General features: G+C 63.8%; 24 protein-coding genes. 13 read left to right on the top strand and 11 right to left on the bottom strand.

Annotated features, from left to right (window positions below; translation table 11 throughout):
* Positions 1-197: 197 nt before the first annotated feature.
* From AC6I6U_RS13350 to hemN, 4 genes are all read left to right on the top strand, one after another.
* On the top strand, positions 198-2,648 hold the full coding sequence (locus AC6I6U_RS13350) for a heavy metal translocating P-type ATPase (RefSeq protein ID WP_497882390.1): 2,451 nt from the start codon (positions 198-200) through the stop codon (positions 2,646-2,648).
* Between the two features lie 22 nt (positions 2,649-2,670).
* Entirely contained in the window at positions 2,671-2,889 is a 219-nt protein-coding gene (ccoS, locus tag AC6I6U_RS13345; protein ID WP_497882389.1) for a cbb3-type cytochrome oxidase assembly protein CcoS, read from the top strand.
* On the top strand, positions 2,882-3,565 hold the full coding sequence (locus tag AC6I6U_RS13340) for a sulfite exporter TauE/SafE family protein (RefSeq protein WP_497882388.1): 684 nt from the start codon (positions 2,882-2,884) through the stop codon (positions 3,563-3,565). Before ccoS ends, AC6I6U_RS13340 begins: the two co-directional genes overlap by 8 nt.
* Positions 3,566-3,871: 306 nt before the next feature.
* Complete coding sequence (gene hemN / locus AC6I6U_RS13335; RefSeq protein ID WP_497882387.1) at positions 3,872-5,254, top strand: oxygen-independent coproporphyrinogen III oxidase; 1,383 nt, start codon at positions 3,872-3,874, stop codon at positions 5,252-5,254.
* Here hemN and AC6I6U_RS13330 read toward each other — a convergent pair.
* Positions 5,247-5,786 (bottom strand): hypothetical protein, encoded by a 540-nt coding sequence (locus tag AC6I6U_RS13330; protein WP_497882386.1) that lies wholly within the window; start codon positions 5,784-5,786, stop codon positions 5,247-5,249. The two genes, hemN and AC6I6U_RS13330, sit on opposite strands and share 8 nt — an antisense overlap.
* A 156-nt stretch (positions 5,787-5,942) precedes the next feature.
* Here AC6I6U_RS13330 and fnr point away from each other — a divergent pair, with 156 nt between their 5' ends.
* Together fnr and AC6I6U_RS13320 are read left to right on the top strand one after the other, a co-directional pair.
* Complete coding sequence (fnr, locus tag AC6I6U_RS13325; protein ID WP_054061459.1) at positions 5,943-6,677, top strand: fumarate/nitrate reduction transcriptional regulator Fnr; 735 nt, start codon at positions 5,943-5,945, stop codon at positions 6,675-6,677.
* Positions 6,678-6,767: 90 nt separating this feature from the next.
* Positions 6,768-7,316 (top strand): adenine phosphoribosyltransferase, encoded by a 549-nt coding sequence (locus tag AC6I6U_RS13320; protein ID WP_497882385.1) that lies wholly within the window; start codon positions 6,768-6,770, stop codon positions 7,314-7,316.
* A gap of 3 nt (positions 7,317-7,319) precedes the next feature.
* On the opposite strand, the gene AC6I6U_RS13315 is transcribed toward AC6I6U_RS13320, so the two are convergent.
* From AC6I6U_RS13315 to moaB, 3 genes are all read right to left on the bottom strand, one after another.
* Positions 7,320-8,468, bottom strand: coding sequence for an acyl-CoA dehydrogenase family protein (locus AC6I6U_RS13315; RefSeq protein ID WP_497882384.1), 1,149 nt, complete (start codon positions 8,466-8,468; stop codon positions 7,320-7,322).
* Between the two features lie 184 nt (positions 8,469-8,652).
* Positions 8,653-9,879 (bottom strand): molybdopterin molybdotransferase MoeA, encoded by a 1,227-nt coding sequence (locus tag AC6I6U_RS13310; RefSeq protein ID WP_497882383.1) that lies wholly within the window; start codon positions 9,877-9,879, stop codon positions 8,653-8,655.
* Complete coding sequence (gene moaB, locus AC6I6U_RS13305; protein WP_218224995.1) at positions 9,863-10,402, bottom strand: molybdenum cofactor biosynthesis protein B; 540 nt, start codon at positions 10,400-10,402, stop codon at positions 9,863-9,865. The genes AC6I6U_RS13310 and moaB overlap by 17 nt, the downstream gene beginning before the upstream one ends.
* Positions 10,403-10,505: 103 nt before the next feature.
* On the opposite strand from moaB, the gene mobA reads away from it, so the two are divergent.
* The 3 genes from mobA (at position 10,506) to AC6I6U_RS13290 (ending at position 12,024) form a co-directional block, all read left to right on the top strand.
* Positions 10,506-11,105, top strand: a complete 600-nt coding sequence (gene mobA / locus AC6I6U_RS13300) for a molybdenum cofactor guanylyltransferase MobA (protein WP_497882382.1) — start codon at positions 10,506-10,508, stop codon at positions 11,103-11,105.
* A gap of 64 nt (positions 11,106-11,169) precedes the next feature.
* On the top strand, positions 11,170-11,391 hold the full coding sequence (locus AC6I6U_RS13295) for a YgdI/YgdR family lipoprotein (RefSeq protein WP_010447001.1): 222 nt from the start codon (positions 11,170-11,172) through the stop codon (positions 11,389-11,391).
* Positions 11,392-11,538: 147 nt separating this feature from the next.
* Positions 11,539-12,024, top strand: a complete 486-nt coding sequence (locus AC6I6U_RS13290) for a type II 3-dehydroquinate dehydratase (protein ID WP_497882381.1) — start codon at positions 11,539-11,541, stop codon at positions 12,022-12,024.
* On the opposite strand, the gene AC6I6U_RS13285 is transcribed toward AC6I6U_RS13290, so the two are convergent.
* From AC6I6U_RS13285 to AC6I6U_RS13260, 6 genes are all read right to left on the bottom strand, one after another.
* Positions 12,008-12,901, bottom strand: a complete 894-nt coding sequence (locus AC6I6U_RS13285) for a pseudouridine synthase (protein ID WP_497882380.1) — start codon at positions 12,899-12,901, stop codon at positions 12,008-12,010. The genes AC6I6U_RS13290 and AC6I6U_RS13285 overlap by 17 nt on opposite strands.
* An 81-nt stretch (positions 12,902-12,982) precedes the next feature.
* The gene (locus AC6I6U_RS13280; protein WP_054058809.1) at positions 12,983-13,318 is read right to left on the bottom strand and encodes a hypothetical protein; all 336 of its coding nucleotides are present in this window, start codon (positions 13,316-13,318) and stop codon (positions 12,983-12,985) included.
* 148 nt (positions 13,319-13,466) lie between these two features.
* Positions 13,467-13,667, bottom strand: a complete 201-nt coding sequence (locus AC6I6U_RS13275) for a hypothetical protein (RefSeq protein ID WP_026145429.1) — start codon at positions 13,665-13,667, stop codon at positions 13,467-13,469.
* 135 nt (positions 13,668-13,802) lie between these two features.
* Entirely contained in the window at positions 13,803-14,039 is a 237-nt protein-coding gene (locus AC6I6U_RS13270) for a glutaredoxin family protein (protein WP_497882379.1), read from the bottom strand.
* A gap of 76 nt (positions 14,040-14,115) precedes the next feature.
* Positions 14,116-15,087 (bottom strand): acyltransferase family protein, encoded by a 972-nt coding sequence (locus tag AC6I6U_RS13265; RefSeq protein WP_497882378.1) that lies wholly within the window; start codon positions 15,085-15,087, stop codon positions 14,116-14,118.
* Positions 15,088-15,093: 6 nt separating this feature from the next.
* Entirely contained in the window at positions 15,094-16,200 is a 1,107-nt protein-coding gene (locus AC6I6U_RS13260) for an acyltransferase family protein (RefSeq protein WP_497882377.1), read from the bottom strand.
* A gap of 186 nt (positions 16,201-16,386) precedes the next feature.
* Between AC6I6U_RS13260 and AC6I6U_RS13255 the strand changes: the two genes are divergently transcribed.
* Entirely contained in the window at positions 16,387-18,342 is a 1,956-nt protein-coding gene (locus tag AC6I6U_RS13255) for a monovalent cation:proton antiporter-2 (CPA2) family protein (protein ID WP_497882376.1), read from the top strand.
* Between the two features lie 3 nt (positions 18,343-18,345).
* Here the strand turns inward: AC6I6U_RS13255 and AC6I6U_RS13250 are convergent, their stop codons facing one another.
* Positions 18,346-19,554 (bottom strand): ammonium transporter, encoded by a 1,209-nt coding sequence (locus AC6I6U_RS13250; RefSeq protein ID WP_497882375.1) that lies wholly within the window; start codon positions 19,552-19,554, stop codon positions 18,346-18,348.
* A 327-nt stretch (positions 19,555-19,881) separates the two neighbouring features.
* Between AC6I6U_RS13250 and AC6I6U_RS13245 the strand changes: the two genes are divergently transcribed.
* Genes AC6I6U_RS13245 through AC6I6U_RS13235 form a run of 3 tightly spaced genes read left to right on the top strand, consistent with a single transcriptional unit; the run spans position 19,882 to position 20,914 of the window.
* A complete protein-coding gene (locus AC6I6U_RS13245; protein ID WP_497882374.1) occupies positions 19,882-20,196 on the top strand; it encodes an ElaB/YgaM/YqjD family protein in 315 nt (104 codons plus the stop codon).
* A gap of 2 nt (positions 20,197-20,198) precedes the next feature.
* Positions 20,199-20,576 (top strand): phage holin family protein, encoded by a 378-nt coding sequence (locus tag AC6I6U_RS13240; RefSeq protein ID WP_497882373.1) that lies wholly within the window; start codon positions 20,199-20,201, stop codon positions 20,574-20,576.
* Positions 20,573-20,914: a hypothetical protein gene (locus AC6I6U_RS13235; protein WP_497882372.1), complete on the top strand. Its 342-nt coding sequence runs from the start codon at positions 20,573-20,575 to the stop codon at positions 20,912-20,914. The genes AC6I6U_RS13240 and AC6I6U_RS13235 overlap by 4 nt, the downstream gene beginning before the upstream one ends.
* The last annotated feature ends 69 nt before the right edge of the window (positions 20,915-20,983 follow it).

Here is a 20,983-nt window from a genome sequence, read left to right as displayed (position 1 = left end):
TGGCGAGCGGGCTCGCCCGCGCTGGGCTGCAGAGCAGCCCCAACATCAGCTGCGCGTCGTGTCAGGCACAACGCGGTGGCAGGTTTCAGGGCCGCTGTGCGTCCCAGCGCGGGCAAGCCCGCTCGCCACAAAAACTCCCTCATAATGAGAGACTGAACACCCCAAAGTCTCACCGGAATTGATCAATCCACATCGACATGACCACTCCACTCCCCTGTTACCACTGCGCCCTGCCCGTTCCTTCGGGCAGCCGCTTCACCGCCGCAGTGCTGGGCGAGACGCGCGAGTTCTGCTGCCCGGGTTGCCAGGCCGTGGCCGAGGCCATCGTCGCCGGCGGCCTGGAACACTACTACAGCCACCGCAGCGAGACCTCCGCCAACCCGGATGCCCTGCCGGTGCAATTGCCGGATGAGTTGGCCCTGTACGACCGTGCCGACGTGCAACAGCCCTTCGTCCGCCACGACGGCGAACTGGCCGAAACCACCCTGCTGATTGAAGGCATCAGTTGCGCGGCCTGCGGCTGGCTGATCGAAAAGCACCTGCGCCAGTTGCCGGCGGTGGCCGAAGCGCGGCTGAACCTATCCAATCACCGCCTGCACGTCAGCTGGACCGACAGCCAGTTGCCACTGAGCTCGCTACTGGCCGAACTCCGGCAGATCGGCTACGCCGCGCATCCCTATCAACCCGATCGCGCCAGCGAACAGTTGGCCAGTGAGAACCGCAAGTCCCTGCGCCAACTGGGCGTGGCCGGCCTGCTGTGGTTCCAGGCGATGATGGCGACCATGGCGACCTGGCCGGAATTCAACATCGACCTCAGTCCCGAACTGCATGTCATCCTGCGCTGGGTCGCGCTGTTCCTGACCACGCCGATCGTGTTCTACAGTTGCGCGCCGTTCTTTCGCGGCGCCCTGCGCGACCTGCGCACCCGCCACCTGACCATGGACGTCTCGGTCTCGCTGGCCATCGGCAGCGCCTATTGCGCGGGGATCTGGACCTCGATCACCGGCGTCGGCGAGCTGTATTTCGATGCGGTGGGCATGTTCGCGCTGTTTCTGCTGGCCGGTCGTTATCTGGAGCGCCGAGCCCGCGAGCGCACGGCGGCGGCCACCGCGCAACTGGTCAACCTGCTGCCGGCTTCCTGCCTGCGCCTGCAACCGGATGGCCAGAGCGAACGGATCCTGCGCGACGAGCTACGCCTAGGCGACCATGTGCTGGTACATCCGGGCGCGGTGCTGCCGGCGGACGGCAGGATTCTCCAGGGCCAGTCGAGCATCGATGAATCGCTGCTGACCGGCGAGTACCTGCCGCAAGCGCGCGGCCCAGGCGACCGGGTCACCGCCGGCACGCTGAACGTCGAAGGCGCGTTGACGGTGGAGATTCTTGCCCTCGGCCAGGACACCCGGCTGTCGGCCATCGTCCGCCTGCTGGAGCGGGCCCAGAGCGAAAAGCCGCGCCTGGCACAGATCGCCGACCGCGCCTCGCAGTGGTTCCTGCTGCTGTCGCTGATTGCGGCTGCGGCCATCGGCCTGCTCTGGTGGCAGGTCGACGCGCAACGGGCGTTCTGGATCGTCCTGGCCATGTTGGTAGCGACCTGCCCCTGCGCCCTGTCGCTGGCCACTCCCACGGCTCTCACTGCGGCCACCGGCACCCTGCACAAGCTCGGCCTGCTGCTGACCCGCGGGCATGTGCTGGAAGGGCTGAACCAGATCGACACGGTGATTTTCGACAAGACCGGCACGCTGACCGAGGGCCGCCTGGCGTTGCGGGCCATTCACCCGCTGGCAACGCTGGACAGCGAAACCTGCCTGGCCCTCGCCGCCGCCCTGGAGAACCGCTCCGAGCACCCGATCGCCAAGGCCTTCGGCCGCGCCCCGCAAGCGGCCGAGGAAGTGCTGAGCACGCCTGGACGCGGCCTCGAAGGACGGGTTGGCGAGCGACAGTTGCGAATCGGCCAGGCGGATTTCGTCTGCGCGCTCAGTGGCTGCGCCCTGCCGACGGCGCCCGCTGCCAGCGGGCAGTGGCTGCTGCTGGGCGACACACAGGGCGCACTGGCCTGGTTCGTCCTCGACGACCGCCTGCGCAATGACGCCCCGGCCCTGCTCGACGCTTGCCGGGCCCGCGGTTGGCGGACCCTGCTGCTGTCCGGCGACGGCTCGCCGATGGTCGCCGATGTCGCCAGGCAACTGGGCATCGACGAAGCGCGTGGCGGCTTGAGCCCGGATGACAAGTTGCAGGTACTCAAACAATTGCAGCAGCAAGGTCGCAAGGTGCTGATGCTCGGTGACGGGGTAAACGACGTGCCCGTGCTGGCGGCGGCCGATATCAGCGTCGCCATGGGTTCGGCCACCGAACTGGCCAAGACCAGCGCCGACGCGGTACTGCTGTCCAATCGCCTGGACGCGCTGGTGCAGGCCTTCACCCTGGCCCGCCGGACCCGCCGGGTAATCATCGAGAACCTGGCCTGGGCGGCGCTGTACAATGGGCTCATGTTGCCGTTCGCCGCCCTCGGCTGGATCACGCCGGTGTGGGCGGCAGTCGGCATGTCCATCAGTTCGTTGACCGTGGTCCTGAATGCCTTGCGGCTGACCCGCCTGCCCGGCCCGAAGGCAGACCACGCCCTGACCGAGACCCGCCCGCAACCGGCCTGAGCCGAGCGGGCCTGGAGTAAAGATGCCAGCACTCTACGTGATGATTCCGGCAGCACTGCTGATCGTCGCCATCGCCGTCTACATTTTCTTCTGGGCGGTGGACAGCGGCCAGTACGACGACCTGGACGGGCCGGCCCACAGCATCCTGTTCGACGACCAGGACCCGAACCACAAGGCCGCCATCGACGAAGCCGACGGCACGGCCGACGAGCGCGACCGGCGCACGCCACCCCATGCTTGAGCTGGCGCCACTGCTGGTTTCGGCGGTCATTCTCGGCCTGCTCGGCGGTGGCCACTGCCTGGGCATGTGCGGTGGCCTGATGGGTGCCCTGACCCTGGCGATTCCCAAGGAGCAACGCGCGCGACGCCTGCGCCTTTTACTGGCCTACAACCTCGGACGGGTACTCAGCTACGCGGCGGCCGGACTGCTGACCGGGCTGGCCGGCTGGGCAGTGGCCAGCAGCCCGGCGGCGACGGTGTTGCGGGTGCTGGCCGGCCTGTTGTTGATCTGCATGGGCCTGTACCTGGCGGGCTGGTGGAGCGGCCTGACCCGCATCGAGAACCTTGGCCGTGGCCTGTGGCGGCATATCCAGCCGCTCGCCAATCGCCTGCTGCCGGTATCGAGCCTGCCCCGCGCACTGCTGCTCGGCGCACTCTGGGGCTGGCTGCCCTGTGGCCTGGTCTACAGCACCCTGCTGTGGGCGGCGAGCCGTGGCAACGCGCTCGACAGTGCGCTGCTGATGCTGGCCTTCGGCCTGGGCACCTGGCCGGTGCTGCTGGCAACCGGACTGGCAGCGGAGCGAGTGACGGCGCTGCTGCGCAAACGTAGCGTTCGCCTGGGCGGCGGCCTGCTGGTAATGCTGTTCGGCCTGTGGACCCTGCCTGGCCCGCACCAGCACTGGTTGATGGGCCACTGAGCCAGATTTCGGCCAAACAGGCTGGGATATTTGTGTGGCGAGCGGGCTTGCCCACGCTGGGGTGCGCAGCGCCCCCAAGAGCTGTCGCCGCGTTGTACCTGACACAACGTGGTGGCAGGTTTTGGGGCTGCTTTGCAGCCCAGCGCGGGCAAGCCCGCTCGCCACAAGAGCCCGCGCCGACACCTGATGTGGGCCTGTTGCCCTCTGACCCGGAACAGCCCAGGCCGCCGTTGATACAAGTCAACATGCCGCACCCGCGATCCCCCTAGACTCCGGGCATTGCAGCCAATCCGGGGGAACGCCCGCATGCTCGACGCCATTCGTTGGGATTCTGATCTTATCCACCGCTACGACCTGGCGGGACCGCGCTACACCTCCTACCCCACCGCCGTACAATTCAACAGCCAGGTCGGCACCTTCGACCTGCTGCATGCCCTGCGTGACAGCCGCAAGGCCTCGCGTCCGCTGTCGTTGTACGTGCACGTGCCGTTCTGCGCGAACATCTGCTACTACTGCGCCTGCAACAAGGTCATCACCAAGGACCGCGGCCGCGCCCAGCCCTATCTGCAACGCCTGGAGCAGGAAATCCAGCTGGTGGCCTGCCACCTCGACCCGAACCAGAAAGTCGAGCAGTTGCACTTTGGCGGCGGCACGCCGACCTTTCTCAGCCATGACGAACTGCGCCAGTTGATGGCGCGGCTGCGCCAGCACTTCAACCTGCTGGATGACGACTCCGGCGACTATGGTATCGAGATTGACCCGCGGGAGGCCGACTGGTCGACCATGGGCCTGCTGCGCGAACTGGGTTTCAACCGGATCAGCATTGGCCTGCAGGACCTCGACCCGAACGTCCAGCGGGCGGTCAATCGCCTGCAAAGCCTGGATGAAACCCGTGCGGTGATCGAGGCGGCGCGGACCCTGCAATTCCGCTCGATCAATATCGACCTGATCTACGGCCTGCCCAAGCAGACCCCGGAGAACTTCGCCCGCACCGTCGACGAAGTGATCAACCTGCAGCCGGACCGTCTCTCGGTCTTCAACTACGCCCATCTGCCCGAGCGTTTCCTGCCCCAGCGGCGGATCAACAGCCACGAACTGCCCGCCCCTGCCGACAAGCTGGAAATGCTCCATCGCACCATCGAGCAACTGACCGCCGCCGGCTACCGCTACATCGGCATGGATCACTTCGCCCTGCCGGACGACGAGTTGGCGATCGCCCAGGAAGAGTCGACCCTGCAGCGCAACTTCCAGGGCTACACCACCCATGGCCATTGCGACCTGATTGGCCTGGGCGTATCGGCCATCAGCCAGATCGGCGACCTGTACTGCCAGAACAGTAGTGACCTGAACCAGTACCAGAACACCCTCGCCAGCGCGCAACTGGCCACCAGCCGCGGCCTGCTGTGCAACGCCGATGACCGCCTGCGCCGGGAAGTGATCCAGCAGATCATCTGTAACTTCAGCCTGGAGTTCGCCCGGATCGAGCAGCAGTTCACCATCGATTTCCGCGGCTACTTCGCCGACCTGTGGCCACGCCTGATGGGCATGGCCGCCGATGGCCTGATCGAGCTGGACAACGAGCGGCTCACCGTCCTGCCGGCCGGACGGCTGCTGGTACGCTCGGTGTGCATGGTGTTCGATGCCTACCTGGAACAGCAGAACCGCCAGCGGTTCTCCCGGGTCATCTAGGCGGCGCCGCCAGTTGCTGCGCCAGCTTGCGGGCGTCCTGGCCGAGGGAGTCCTGGTCCATGACCCTCTCCAGCGCGCCATTGGCCTTGACCAGGGCGGCGCTGATGCCGCTCAGGGCCGCCGTGACGTTGGCGATCTTGATCTGGGCGATCTCGGGGTCGAGGTCCTTGTCGTTGCGGATCTTTTCCAGCTCTGCCCGCAGCTGCGCCATCTTGCGCTGCAGGTCACGGATGTTCTTGATCATCGACTGGGTCCTGCCCGGCAGGCCGCTTTCCTCGATATCGCCATACTCCTCGGAGCTGGAGCCGAACATGATGGGGTCACCCGCTTTCTGCTTGCCCTCCGCGGACAGGCTGACCTTGACGCCTTCGGGTGCCGTGGGTGTTTGCTGTTCGGTTGCGTTGGCCTGAGCGTTGTCGGGCTCGGCGCGGCTGGCCTTCGTCGCCGCCGCCGCTGCTGCGGTCCGGCTGTCCGGGCTGACAGGGATATCGCTGACGCTATAAGCCAAGGGGGAATTGCCGATCACGGTCATGTCGAATGCTCCATGCATTGAATTATTTTATTTTGTATCGACATTGATACGCACAACTTGAACAGGGGGTGCGCCATTTTGGCGCAGGCTGGCCTGAACAAGCCTTGCTGGGGTACCCTTACGCCTTATGTGTGATTTCCCACAAGGATTTAAGAAATGTCCGAGCCCGTGAAGCTGCGTGCCCACAGCCAGGCCAACTGCAAGGATTGCAGCCTGGCGCCCCTCTGCCTGCCACTTTCACTGAATCTGGAAGACATGGATGCGCTGGACGAAATCGTCAAACGCGGACGCCCGCTGAAGAAAGGCGAATTCCTGTTTCGCCAGGGCGATACCTTCGGCTCCGTTTATGCCGTGCGCTCCGGCGCACTGAAAACCTTCAGCCTGAGCGACGGCGGCGAAGAACAGATCACCGGCTTCCACCTGCCGAGCGAACTGGTCGGGCTGTCGGGCATGGACACCGAGACCTACCCGGTGTCGGCCCAGGCGCTGGAAACCACTTCGGTCTGCGAGATCCCCTTCGAGCGCCTCGACGAACTGGCCCTGCAACTGCCGCAGTTGCGCCGCCAGCTGATGCGGGTGATGAGCCGGGAAATCCGCGACGACCAGCAGATGATGCTGCTGTTATCGAAAAAGACCGCCGACGAGCGGATCGCCACGTTCCTGGTCAACCTCTCCGCACGGTTCCGCGCGCGCGGCTTCTCCGCCAACCAGTTCCGCCTGAGCATGTCGCGCAACGAGATCGGCAATTACCTGGGCCTGGCGGTGGAAACCGTGTCGCGGGTGTTCACCCGTTTCCAGGGCAGCGAACTGATCGCCGCCGAGGGCAAGGAAGTGCACATCCTCGATCCGATCCAGCTCTGCGCCCTCGCCGGCGGATCGCTGGAAAGCTGACCGATTGGCCTGTGCGGCTAATTCGCACAGGCCACCAGGGGCCGTCGCGGGTATACTGGACGCCTACAGCTTTCCAGGAAACCCGCGACGATGGCTTTCGACACCTTCGACATCAAATCCCTGATCCGCCCGGTTATCGACTTTCCGAAACCGGGGGTGATCTTCCGCGACATCACGCCACTGTTCCAATCGCCACGGGCGGTTAGGCTGGTAGTCGACAGTTTTATCCACCGCTATGTCGAAGCCGACTTCAGCCACATCGGCGCGATGGATGCCCGCGGTTTCCTGATCGGCTCGATCATCGCCCACCAGTTGAACAAGCCGCTGATCCTGTTCCGCAAGCAGGGCAAGTTGCCGGCAGATGTGCTGTCCGAAGGCTACCAGACCGAATACGGCGAAGCGTTCCTCGAAGTACATGCCGACAGCCTCTGCGAAGGCGACTCGGTGCTGCTGTTCGATGATCTGATCGCCACTGGCGGCACCCTGATCGCCGCTGCCAACCTGATCCGCCGCATGGGCGCGCAGGTGTTCGAAGCCGCGGCGATCATCGACCTGCCGGAACTGGGCGGCTCCCAGCGGCTGAACGACCTCAACGTGCCAACCTACTGCCTGACCCAGTTCTCGCTGTCGGAAAAATAGGGTTCAGAGCCCCATCTGCTTGCCGATGATCTCGTTCATCACTTCACGGGTACCACCGCCGATGGACAGGATACGGTTGTCGCGATACAACCGTTCCACCAGGCTCTCGCGCATGTAGCCGAGGCCGCCCAGGATTTGCACCGCATCGTGGGTGATCCGTTCGGCGGTGTCGGTGGCGAAGTTCTTCGCCATCGACACTTCCTTGACCACGCTCTGCCCCGCCGCCATCTTCGCCGCCTGGCGATAGGTGAATTCCCGTGACACTTCCAATGCCGTGGCCATCTCGGCCAGCCGGTGCCGGATCACCTGGAACTTGCCAATGGGCTTGCCGAAGGCTTCGCGCTCGCGCGCCCATTTCAGGCTTTCCTCCAGCGCCAGTTGGGCGGTCATGTTGGCCATGATCGCCAGGGCCAGGCGTTCGCTCTGGAAATTGCCCATGATGCAGGCGAAGCCCATGTTCTCGGCACCGATCAGGTTGCCCAGCGGAACCCGGCAATCGTCGAAAAACAGTTCGGCGGTATCCGACGCCCACCAGCCCATTTTCTTCAGCTGCCGACCAACGGTGAAACCCGGCGTGCCCTTTTCGATCAGCAACAGGCTGATGCCGCCGAAACCCGGCGCCCCGGTGCGTACGGCCACGGTGTAGTAATCGGCGCGCACGCCGCTGGTGATGAAGGTCTTGCTGCCACTGACGCGATAGCAGTCGCCATCGCGCACCGCGCGGGTCTGCAGGTTGGCGACATCCGATCCGCCGCCCGGCTCGGTCACCGCCAGGGCGCTGATCTTCTCTCCGGACAATACGGCGGGAACCACTCGCTCGCGGACTTCGGGGCGTGCCCATTTGACGATGGGAGGCAAACCGATATCCAGGGAGCCAAGGCCTGCCACCAGCCCCCCTGAGCCACAGCGCATCAACTCTTCGCTGGCCGCGACCTTGGCGAACAGATCACCCTCGTGGCTGCCGCCCAGGACTTCGGGATAGCCAATGCCGAGAATGCCGGCGGCGCCGGCCTTGAGGTAGAGCTCGCGGGGGAAGCTTTCGGCCTCTTCCCATTGGTCGATGTCGGGGAGGATTTCCCGTTCAACGAAACGCCTGACACTGTCGCGCACCAATTGGTGGCCGGGATCGAAGTATTCCTGAAAGGCAGACATCGGCAAGCTCCCTGGGAAGTCCCAGAGAACTTACCTAGCGCTTGCTTGGTTTTCAAGCCATTCGTGGTGTTTTTCAGGACGCCTTCGCGGGCAAGCCCTGCTCCTACAGGTCATGTGTCATATGCAAACTCAGCGTACGATCACAGGACTGTAGGAGCAGGGCTTGCCCGCGAAGCTCTTGAACCTAGCCGAGCACTTCGCTCAAGGGAATGAAATTCAGCCAATCCCCTTCCACCAGCGTCGTCCCTTCGAGCACTTCCACCAGCCCTTCGGCCCACGCCGCGCTGCGCAGCACACCGGAGCTCTGGTTGCGGTAGATGATCGCCCGGCCATTCTCCATCCGCGCACGCAGGTACTCGCGGCGATTACCGGCCTTGGGCCAGACGAAACCCGCCGGCACCTGGAAGCGCAACGGCTCGACCTCTTGCACACCCTGGCGACGCAACAGGTAGGGCCGCGCCAGCAGGGCAAAGGTCACCAGGGTCGACGCCGGATTACCCGGCAGGCCGATCACTGGCACGCCACGGAAATGCCCGAAGGTCAGCGGCTTTCCGGGTTTTATCGCCAGCTTCCACAGGTCCAGTTCACCTTCTTCGCGCAAGGCAATACCCAGGAAGTCCGCCTCGCCGACCGATACACCGCCAGTGGACAGGATCAGGTCGACAGTCCCCAGTTCCGCCAGGCGCTGGCGGGTGGCCGGCAGATCGTCCGGCAGGATACCGGCATCGACCACTTCACAGCCCAGGCGCTTGAGCCAGCTGCAGAGCAGGACCCGGTTGCTGTTGTAGATCTGCCCCGGCCCCAGCGGCTGGCCCGGTTCGACCAGCTCATCGCCGGTCGACAGTACCGCGACCCGCACCGGGCGGATCACCGCCAGTTCGGCGCACCCCAAGGACGCGGCCAGCCCCAACTCCACCGGGCCCAGGCGAGTCCCCGCCGGTATCACCAGCTCGCCGACCGTGGTTTCCTGGCCCTGGGGACGGATGTTCTGCTGTGGTTTCAGCGGCTGGGTGAAACTCACGCGCTGGTCATCCTGGACCTCGGCGTTTTCCTGCATTTCCACGCAGTCGGCACCCTCCGGTACCGGCGCGCCGGTGAAGATCCGCGCGCAGGTGCCGGGCAGCAGCGGCTCCGGCGCCTGGCCGGCGAAAATCCGCTGGCTGACCGGTAATGGCTCACCCTGCCAATCGGCCACACGCAGCGCATAACCATCCATGGCACTGTTTGGCCAAGGCGGCAGGTCGAGGCTGGAGACCAGGTTCTCGGCCAGCACCCGGCCCTCGGCGGACGCCAGCGGCAGACGCTCGGCTTCGCGGATCGGTGCCGCCTCGGCCAGCTCCAGCAGCCGGGCCAGGGCCACTTCGACCGGAATCAGCGCACCACTCTTGCCCGGCTTACCCGCGGGATTCACAAGGCGCCGCCTGTTTCAGGTGAGGGACGAAATTGCACGGGCGATGGCGCGAGTCCAACTGCTCAGCGAGGATGCCGTCCCAACCGGTGCGCACCGCGTTGGTCGAGCCCGGCAGGCAGCAGACCAGCGTGCCGTTGGCCAAGCCCGCCAGGGCCCGTGACTGCACGGTGGAGGTGCCGATATCGGCCACGGAGATCTGTCGGAACAGTTCGCCGAAGCCGTCGACCTGCTTGTCCAGGAGGCAGGCGACCGCTTCCGGGGTGCTGTCGCGGCCGGTGAAGCCGGTACCGCCAGTGATCAGCACGACCTGGACCACGTCCTCGGCGATCCAGGTGGCAACCTGGGCACGGATCCGATACAGGTCGTCCTTGAGCAGCACTCGCTCGGCGAGGTGGTGGCCGGCCGCAGTCAGGCGATCGACGAAGACCTGGCCAGAGGTGTCGGTGTCGAAGGTACGGGTGTCACTGACAGTCAGGACCGCAATGTTCAGCGGTACAAAAGGGGTATCAGCCTTGGCTTTCATAGGCTCGGTCCAATGTAGGAGAAACAGCCCGGTGTTATATCACAGCGTTGCTTGTTATAAGTGCGCTCCTGACCTGCACGATCACTGCCTTCGAGACCCTGCCATGCCGCTGACCGACTTCTCCATCCTGCTCCTCGCCGGCGGCCGCGGCCAACGCATGGGCGGCCAGGACAAGGGCCTGCTGCCGTGGCGGGGCGCCCCCTTGATTGCGCACTTGCATGCCACGGTGCGGCCACTGACCGACGACCTGATCATTTCCTGCAACCGCAACCAGGAACGCTACGCGGCTTATGCCGATCGCCTGGTGACGGACGACAGTCGCGATTTCCCCGGTCCCTTGGCCGGAATTCGCGCCGGCCTGGCGGTGGCGCGTCATCCACATCTGCTGGTATTGCCCTGCGATGTGCCACAGGTCGATCGTTCATTGCTGCAGAACATGCTCGAACTGGCTGGCCAACATCCGCAGCAGCCGCTGATGGTGCGCCAGGGCGAACATTGGGAGCCGCTTTTCTGCGTGATCCCCGTGATGCTGGCCGAAGCCTTCGAGCGCGCCTGGGTCGCGGGCGAGCGCAGCCCGCGCCAGGTCATGCTACCGTTGCAGGTCAAGGCCCTGCAGTGCCCGGCAGGCGATCCCAGGCTGGCCAACCTCAATACTCCGCAGTTGCTTCAGCATTGCGACAGCCGGCTTGATGGACAGCACTGAGGAACTTGCCGAAAATACTGTCGTCTGATTCGTAATCCATCCGTACTCTTTCTGGAGAAGCACCATGACCCAACGGACCCTCGCCGCACTCATGCTGACTGTGGGCCTGGCCACCCTCGCCGGTTGCTCGACGCCAACCGTGATCACCCTGAACGACGGGCGTGAGATCCAGGCGGTGGACACTCCGAAGTATGATTCCTCGTCGGGCTTCTATGAGTTCAAGCAACTGGACGGCAAGAACACCCGCATCAACAAGGATCAGGTGCGCACCGTCAAGGAGCTGTAAGGCCCTTCGCGATCACCAGCAAAGCCCGCCTCGTGCGGGCTTTGTCGTTTCCGACGAGTAGAAAGTCGACGCCAGGCACGATGGGGCGCCGAAGCCTATCCTGTAAGTGTCCCCCCTTTCGGGGCCTGTCCGCTGGTGGAACCCATCATGAAAGTGCTCATGCTCCACGGCATCAATCACGACCTGTTCGGCAAACGCGTGCCGATCCGCCATGGCGGTGTCACGCTCAAGCAGATCGATGCCCGTTTACTGAAACTGGCCAGGGAGTTGGGCGTCGAGGTCATCAGCTACCAGACCAACGATGAAGGCGCGATGTGCGCCAGGATCCAGCAAGGTGCCCGCGAGCATGTGGATGCGGTGCTGATCAACCCCGGGGCTTGGACCCACAGCAGCTACGACATTCACGACGCCCTGGCGGACCTGAGGGTACCGGTGGTGGAGGTGCACATGTCGAACATCCATGGACGCGAGACCCTGCACCAGGCCTCGCTGCTGGCCGACGTGAGCATGGGGCAGATCTGCGGGTTCGGTGTCGACAGCTACCTGCTCGGCCTGCGCGCGGTGGTCAACATCACCCACGGCATGACGAGCCGAATGTTCCGCGCGCCATTACGAGCTACCAACGCAGGATGATTTCGCTCTGGAACTGGCGCTCCTGCCCGGTCACCGGGTCGACGAAGCGCAATCCCCTGGCCAGCAGCTTGAGCGGGTTGGCGTAATCGTCCTCGACGTCCTTGAGCACCTGTGGATAAAACGGATCGTTGCAAATGGCCGCACCCAGGGCAGCCATGTGTACACGCAACTGGTGCTTCTTGCCGGTCACCGGAGACAGGGCATACCGCCACAGTTCACCGTTTTTCTCGGCGACCTCAATCAGCGTCTCGGTGTTGCTGGCGCCCTCGCCCTCACACATGCGGAAAAACGGCTCGCCGTCGACCAGCCGGCTCCTGTGTACCCGCGGGAAGGACAGCTCAGGCAAGGCCGGGGCAATCGCCTCGTAGTACTTATCGATCTTGCGGGTAGGGAACAACGATTGATAGGCCGAGCGAGTCGCGGGGTTCGCCGAAAACAGCACCAGCCCGGCGGTGTGCCGGTCGATGCGATGCAGTGGCACCAGGTTCGGGTTGTCCAGGCGGCGAATGAGCCGACGCAGCAAGGTCTGCTCGACGTACTCGCCAGCCGGGGTCACTGGCAGAAAATGCGGTTTGTCCGCTACCACCAGTTGCTCGTCGGCGTACAGGATCGTCTCGGTGACCGGAATCGGTGCCTCGTTCGGTACCTCGCGAAAGTAATAGATCTTCAACCCTTCACGATAGGCCAGTTGCGTGGTGATCGGTGCCCCCTGGGCATCAAGCACCCTCCCCCGGGCGATCCGATCGAGCCACTGCTCGCGACCGATGGCCGTGAAATGCCCACAGAGGCAGTCCAGCACCGTCGACCAGCTACCCGGAGGCAAATACAGGGTGCTGGCCTGGTTTTCAGCGGCATTGAAAGGTGAAGCGGACGACATGGCGTAGGCTCGAACGGCGGGCTGGACCGATATTATCCGGCAAGACCCCGCCGCCCCGTCAATCGATCGTGTCCCGACGCCTCAACCGGCGGCCACCTGGCTCTTGAGCAGCGGCGAACCGCTGGCCGCCTCGGTGTAGTCCTTCAGCCAGCGCAGCACATCCACCGCTTCCCAGCGCCCCGGATCATAGAGCGCATAAAGCAGCCCCTGGTAACCCACCACGTCCAGCTGGCGGTGATAACCGGCACGCTGGAACAGCGCTTCGATTTCCGCGAAACAGGTGTTGAAATGCAGCTTGTTGAACGGCGTCTTGCCTTCCGTCACCAGCCCATCGAGCCGCAACTCCAACACCGCTTCACGCACCACATCAGCGGACATTCGATTCACGCTGGATTTCAATTGTTCGACATTGACCATGCTTTACCCTCTTGATCTTCCTGGTTCTATCCCTGGGTGCGCATGTCGTGGTGGACATCCTGTCACCAACACCGGGACAAAACTGTATGAATATACAGTAACTGAATTTTGCGCAATTCGCCAACGGATTACCCCACCGCGCGAGCGGTCATGACTCCCTGGGGTGAACCTTGCCATAGACATTGCCGCCGATGAACGAGCCCACCGTGCCGAGGATCACCATGGCATAGGTTGCGCCATCAATCTTTCCATACCATGTCAGGGTGGCGGTGCTCATACCAACCACCAACATGGCGAGAAACTTGCGTCCTCCCAGTTGGTTGACCAGCAGTACTTGTCTCCCTTTCATTTTCATCTCCTCCCTGCACCACGCTGCGTGCTGCATCAAAACGTCATGCTTGGACGTAAGCACAGGCGTTTTCCAGGTGCAAGCCAGGGCAATTTGATGAAACAGAAGCGACCGGGAGGGGGGGCGCAGGCGTATTCAGCGAACGAAGGCCACGACCTGCTCGGTATCGAAGGGCCAGCCAAGTTCGGCACCGGTGTCCACCCGGCGCAGTACCGGAATCCGCAGGCCGTAGGCCTCGAACAGCGATTCGTCGTCGGCGATGTCTACCAGTTCCACCAGCAGGCCATGCTCCACCAGCGGCATCAGCACCGCTTCGGCGACTTCGCAGAGATGGCAACCCAAGGTGCCGAAGAGTTGGCATTCAGGCAGCATGGCAAGGGGTCCTGGACAGGGGGAAAGCCTTATTCTAGGCCTGGCCCCCGCCCCCGTCGAGCCGACGACACAGCGCTCAGAGCACGAAGCGCAGCCTGCGGCTGAGCAGGATCAGCAACGGCGCCGCCGCCAGCGCCAGCAGCAACACCACGGCGGTCATGCCGTTGCCGTAGGGGATACCCAGCGACAGCGCGCCGTAGAGAAACAGCGGGTGCACGTAGTACAGCGCCGAGGATAGCTTGGCATTGCGGCTGCTGGTGGAGGCACGGAAGAACACGAACGGCAGCAGGAAGAGCGCCGGCGTGATCAACGGCAACGACAGCAGGAAGTCGAAGTTCTGCCGGGCATCGGCCTGGTGCGAATAGTTCAGCCAGGCCTCGCCAAACACCGCCAACAGGCTGACTACCAACGCCGTGCATACCTGCGTCCGGGTCACGCGCTCCGATACCTGGTGACGGGCCAACAGGAAACCCAGGGCCATGAACGGAAAGCCCATGAACAGGAAATTGCGGGCAGTGTAGTCGTTCTGGTTGAAGTGCTGGAGAAAGGCGTTGGGCAGCTCGAAATAGACCCGCGCATACTGCAGCACCAGGCCGATGGTGAAGGCGCCCAGCGCCAGGACCGCCAACAGCACGCTCGGGCGCCCGCGCAACAGGTAGAGGATCAGGCCGCCGCCGAGCATGCCCAGCAGGTACCAGAGGTGGAAGTAGCCGATCACGAACTGTTTCACGATCCACAGCAGCCCGCCAACACTGTGCAACGCCTCGAGGCTGACATAGGTCGGGCTGTAGACCAGCATCCAGAACAGATACAGCAGCAGCCCGCGCTTGAACCAGACCGCGAACGAGTGGCCGGCGTCCAGGGTTTTCCACAGGTAGTAGCCGTTGATGACGAAGAACGTCGGCACTGCGACCCGGAACAGCCCGTTGCACAGCAGGTAGCCCACCTGCGTGTAGTTGCCGCCCATGAAATGGCAATGCAGCACCACCACGAACACCGCCAGCAAGACCTTCAGTGCATCCAGGTTACCGTTGAGAACTTTGGACATCGGCACTCACCTGCTTTCCGGCAAGGAATCGGACGATTTACGCGACGAAGCGCGGCGGAAACGATGGTTGCAATAGCGGGTGGCCCGGTCGAGCACAGGTTTCTCGAAAAACGAATAGCCGACCCAGCCGTAGCACAACACCGCCGTCATCATCAGCACCACGAACAGCAGGTTGTCGAGCAGGCTGCCCGGCCAGTTGCCGATCACCAGCCAGGCCCGGCCGACCACTCCGAGTACCAGCAGGTGCGACAGATAGATCGTATAGGACATGTCACCGGTGAACACCAGCGACGTCGGAACACGAATCAGCTGGCGCCGTTCCAACAGTACCAGCGACAGCACCAGCGCCCCGAACACCAGGCCCACCGTGAGCATCCGCACCAGCCCTTCCTGCAGGAACAGCTGGAAGTGATGGATCAGCGGGAACCCCACCAGCAGGCTCGCCGCACCCAGCAGCCAGACCACCGCCGTCGGCACCTTCGCGCTGTGCGGGCCATAGAAGAACAACGCCAGGGCGCTGCCGACGATGAACTCCAGCGCATAGGGGTGCAGGATGATTTTCAGCGCCGGCCCATGGTCCTGCCAGGAACCAAGCAGATTGAACGCCACCAGGCCCACCGCCCAGGCCAGCAGCAGGAACGACAACCAGCGCTCGCGAAACGCCAGCAGCACGCTGAACACCAGGTAGAACCACAATTCGAACACCAGCGACCAGGCCACCATCACCAGCAACACCCGTTCGTTGGGCAGCAGCAGGAACGACATCAGCAGGTTGGAGCCGCCGTGGGAGCTGTTGACCAGCGCCGGCGACACCAGATACACCGACAGGGTGATGAAAAAATACAACCAGTAGTTGGGGTAGATCCGTGACACGCGGTTGAACAGGAAGCGCTGGAATTGCACCTTGTCCTGGAAACGGCCACGGGTAACGATCACCATGACGAAACCGCTGATGACGAAGAACAGGTCGACGCCGAGCTGGAAGAAATCCACCAGTGCCGGCAGCAGCGCATCGCCACCGGAGTACTTGAGCTCCACCGCCGCCATATGAAACAGCACTACCCCAACAACTGCCAAACCCCTAAGGCCCTGCAGCGAATACAGCCGCTCCATGCTTCCTCCGTTGTCGTGCCTTTTCCCCGGTACTCCGGCATTGAGCATAGCGAACCGTGCCAGATATGAGACATTGCCACCCGCGGATGATTTCCATCAATCCCCGTGTTGGCCCCCTGCGAGATACTCGCGGCTTTTTTCCGGTTCCTTTTCCGGGCCTTTTTCCGAACCGTTGCGGAGATGCTTGTGTTTGCCAATCTGTTGATCATTCTCGCCTCGTCACTGGTAGTGATTGCGCTGTTCCGGCGCCTGCAACTGCCACCGGTGCTGGGCTACCTGTGTGTCGGGCTGCTGGTGGGGCCGACCGCCTTCGACTGGGTCAACGACAACGAAGCCCTGCCGGACCTGGCCGAGCTGGGCGTGGTGTTCCTGCTGTTCTCCCTGGGCCTTGAGTTTTCCCTGTCGAAGATGCTTGCCCTGCGCCGCGTGGTGTTTGGCCTCGGCAGCCTGCAGGTGGCCTGTACCGGCGCGGTACTGGGCGGCCTGCTGGCGTTCTTCGGCATGCCGCTGGCTGCGGCGCTGATGCTCGGGACGGGGCTGGCCCTGTCCTCGACGGCCATTGTCAGCAAGGAACTGACCAGCCTCGGGGAAATCTTCAGCAGCCACGGCCAGAACGCGATCGGCGTGCTGCTGTTCCAGGACGTTATCGCGGTCCTGCTGCTGACCCTGGTCCCGGTGTTCGCCGGCAGCAGCGACCAGGCCTGGTACTGGGCCCTGCCGCTGACCCTGGGCAAAACCGTGGTGCTGTTCGTTGGCCTCCTGCTGGCCAGCCGCTGGTTGCTGCCCCGGTTGTTCCATGAGGTCGCCGCGTCGCACTCGGCGGAGCTGTTCGTGCTGCTGGCCCTGGTGATCGTGCTGCTGACCGCCTGGCTGACCCACCTGCTGGGGCTGTCACCGGCCCTGGGCGCGTTCCTCGCCGGCATGCTGCTGGGGGAAAGCCACTACCGTCACCAGATCGAGGCCGATATCCGCCCGTTCCGCGACATTCTCCTGGGCCTGTTCTTCGTCAGTATCGGCATGCTGATCGACCTGCAACTGTTCGCCCATCATGGCCTGCTGATTCTGGGGCTGACCCTGGCCTTGCTGCTGATCAAGGGCTCAGTAGTGGCGCTACTGGTCAAGAGTCGCGGCAGCGATGCCGAAACCGCCTGGCGCAGCGGCCTGGCCCTGGCCCAGGGCGGCGAGTTCTGCTTCGCGCTGATGGCGCAGATGCAACAGAACCAGCTGATGCCTGCCGAGATCAGCGGACCGTTGCTGGCGGCGACCTTCTGCTCCATGGTCATGACCCCGCTGCTGCTGCGCGCCGCGCCGCGTATCGCCGCCAGCCTGCACCGCAAGCCGAACGAGGAAGCCCACCTGGAAGAAATCAGTGCGCTGAACGCCGAGTTGCACGGGCATGTGGTGATCTGCGGCTACGGTCGTGTCGGCCAGTCCATCGGCCGTTTCCTGCGCCGCGAACAGCAGCCCTTCGTTGCCCTCGACGATGACCCGGTGCGGGTCCGTGAAGCCGCTGCCGGGGAAAGTTGCGTGCACTACGGCGACTCGCGCCGTGGCGACCTGCTGGGCGCCGTGGGCCTGGAACGGGCACGCCTGCTGGTAGTGGCGGTGGACAAGACCGACATCGCCCTGCAGGTGCTCAAGGAGGCCCGGCGGCTCAGCGCCACGGTGCCGATTCTGGTCCGGACCCGCGACGACAGCCAACTGGCGGAGTTGAAGGAAGCTGGCGCCAACGAGGTGGTGCCGGAGCTGCTGGAGTCGAGCCTGATGCTCGCCTCCCATGCGCTGATCATGCTCGGGGTCGAGGAGCAGCGGGTGCAGGCCGGGGTCAACGAAGTACGGCACAGTCGCTACAAGCTGCTGCGTGGTTTCTACCATGGTGCGCAGACCAACCTGCTGGGCAGCCAGGGCCAGCCCAAGGTGCTGATGCATGCGGTGAACCTGGGGGCTGACGCCCACGCCTGTGGTCGCACGGTCAATGACCTTGGCCTGGAACAGCTGGGAGTGGAGTTCCAGGGACTGCAGCGCGGTGGCAGCGAACTGGAGGTCGACGCCGACACCACGCTGCATGCAGGGGACACCGTCCGGGTGTCGGGGCCGCTGGCAGCCATCGAGGCCTGTGAAGCCCGATTGCTCGGTGGATAGGCGTCAGTCCTGGCTCACGGCGCCGATCTTGTGAATCGATAGGTCGGCCCCGTAGTACTCCTCCTCCTGGCTCAACCGCAGCCCATGCACCGCCTTGATCAGCCCATACACCGCAAACCCGCCGGCCAGCGCCACGACCACGCCCAGCGTCGTGCCGATCAACTGGCTGACCAGGCTGACCCCGCCCAGCCCACCCAACGCCTGCTGGCCAAAGATACCGCAGGCGATCCCGCCCCACACGCCGCACAAGCCGTGTAGCGGCCAGACGCCCAGCACATCGTCGATCTTCCACTTGCTCTGAACGGCGATGAAGCACCAGACGAACAAGCCACCCGCCACCGCCCCGGTCGCCAGGGCACCGACCGGGTGCATCAGGTCGGAGCCGGCGCAGATCGCCACCAATCCGGCCAGCGGCCCGTTATGCAGGAACCCCGGGTCGTTGCGACCGATGATCAGCGCCGCCACCGTTCCGCCAACCATGGCCATCAGCGAGTTGACCGCCACCAGCCCGCTGACGCCCTGCAGGGTCTGGGCACTCATCACGTTGAAGCCGAACCAGCCGACGATAAGGATCCAAGAACCCAGTGCCAGGAACGGAATGCTCGACGGCGCGAATGCCACCAACCGGCCCTCGCGGTAACGCCCCTGGCGCGGTCCCAGCAACAACACTGCCGCCAACGCCAGCCAGCCGCCCATGGCGTGCACCACCACGGAGCCGGCGAAGTCATGGAAGCTTGCGCCAAAATGCCCCAACAGCCAGGCCTGCAAGCCAAAGTTGCCATTCCAGACCATGCCCTCGAAAAACGGGTAGACGAAGGCCACGATCAGCGCCGTGGCGCACAATTGCGGGGCAAACCTGGCCCGCTCGGCGATTCCTCCGGAGATGATCGCCGGGATGGCTGCGGCGAAGGTCAGCAGGAAGAAGAACTTCACCAGCCCGTAACCGTGGTCGCCGCTGATCTGCGCCGCCGGGTGCAGGAAGCTCACGCCATAGGCGATCCAGTAGCCGATGAAGAAATAGGCCAGGGTCGAAATGGCGAAATCGCTGAGGATCTTCGACAGCGCGTTCACCTGGTTCTTCTGGCGTACGGTGCCGACCTCAAGAAACGCGAAGCCGGCGTGCATGAACAGCACCATGATCGCGCCGAGCAGGATGAACAGGGTGTTGGAACCATGGACCAGACTATCCACGGCACTTTGCAAATTTTCCATGGGACGGCAGACCTGAAGTCAGGGAAAAGCACCGCTGCTGTTTGGCGCGTCGATTTTTCGCACTTTATTGGCGCACGCCGGACAGGCGGCGAACCGCTTTGGCGCAGCACGAAAAACAGGGCCAGGGGCCGCTTCGGTTTTTTCCGCGTATTTCGATTATTTAGGGTAAGGTTTTCGCAGTTCGCGCCCATAAACGCCCGGATACGGCGCACGTGCCCGCGACCACGCACCAGCACACAGCAAAAGCTGTACCAGTCGATTGCAGTGAACCTTCGGACAAGGCCTGCACTCGAACCTTCCACACGCCTCTCAAGGAGATATGCCCCCATGGTCAGCAAAACGGCAAAGACTGCTCAGGAAATACTGATGGCGGATTTTCAGACCCTGGTCAGCGACACCGAACGCCTGCTGGAACACACCGCGACCCTGGCTGGCGACCAGGCCGACGAGTTGCGCGCGCAAATCCACGACAGCCTGTTGAAGGCTCGGGAAACCCTGCAACTGACTGAAGCGTCCCTGCGGGAACGGGGCAAGGAGGCGGTGGTGGCGGCCGAGGACTATGTCCAGGCCAATCCGTGGCAATCGGTGGGTATCGCCGCCGGCATCGGCTTCCTGGTCGGCCTGCTGGCGACGCGGCGCTGATCATGGCTAACGACGAAACGGAAAACACCGGCTCCTCCACCCGGCGCCTGGGCGCTGCCTTTCTTGGCCTGCTGCACAGCCATGTCGAGCTGTTCGGCATCGAGTTGCAGGAACAAAAGGCCCGTACCGTCAGCCTGCTGCTCTTCGCAGGGCTGGCCCTGGTCTTCGCCCTGCTGTTGCTGATCGGGCTGTCGGCACTGGTGCTGATCCTGGTCTGGGATACCTATCGCCTGACCGGCATCATCGGCCTATGCGTCTTCTATAGCCTGGCTGCGCTGTTCTGTGGCCTGCGCCTGAAGGCGGCAGTCTTCGATGAGTCCTCCCCTTTCCATGCCACGCTCGAAGAGCTGGCCAACGACCGCAAGCGACTACTGCCATGAGCCTGCCAGAATTGCCACAAAACCACTCGCGCCGGGAGATGCGCAAGGCTCTGATACGCCTGCGCATGGAAATGCATCGACAGGAAATTCGCCACGAATCCCAGCAGTTGCTGCTGCCGCTGCAGCGCATGCGTGGGCTGGGGAGCAGTTGGCAGTCCAGCCTCGGCATCAAGCATGCGCCACTCTGGGGTATCGGCGTGGTCACGCTGCTGGGGTTCCTCGGTGGCAAGGGCGCCAAGGGTGCTGGCACGGGCGGCCTGTCCCGGTTGATCCGCCTGGGTACCAGCCTATTGCCGCTGATCAAGCTGGCGATGCAGGGCTCATCCGCAAAACGCTGAAAACCACGGCGGATCTGGCTGCATTCTTGCAATGACAAGGGCTCGAACAATAACCGCCGGTTGTTTTCG

This window comes from Pseudomonas sp. UTLPPB19802 (genome assembly GCF_059730225.1).
Note: the sequence above shows the minus strand (reverse complement) of the source record. Positions and strands in the feature narration are given on the sequence as shown.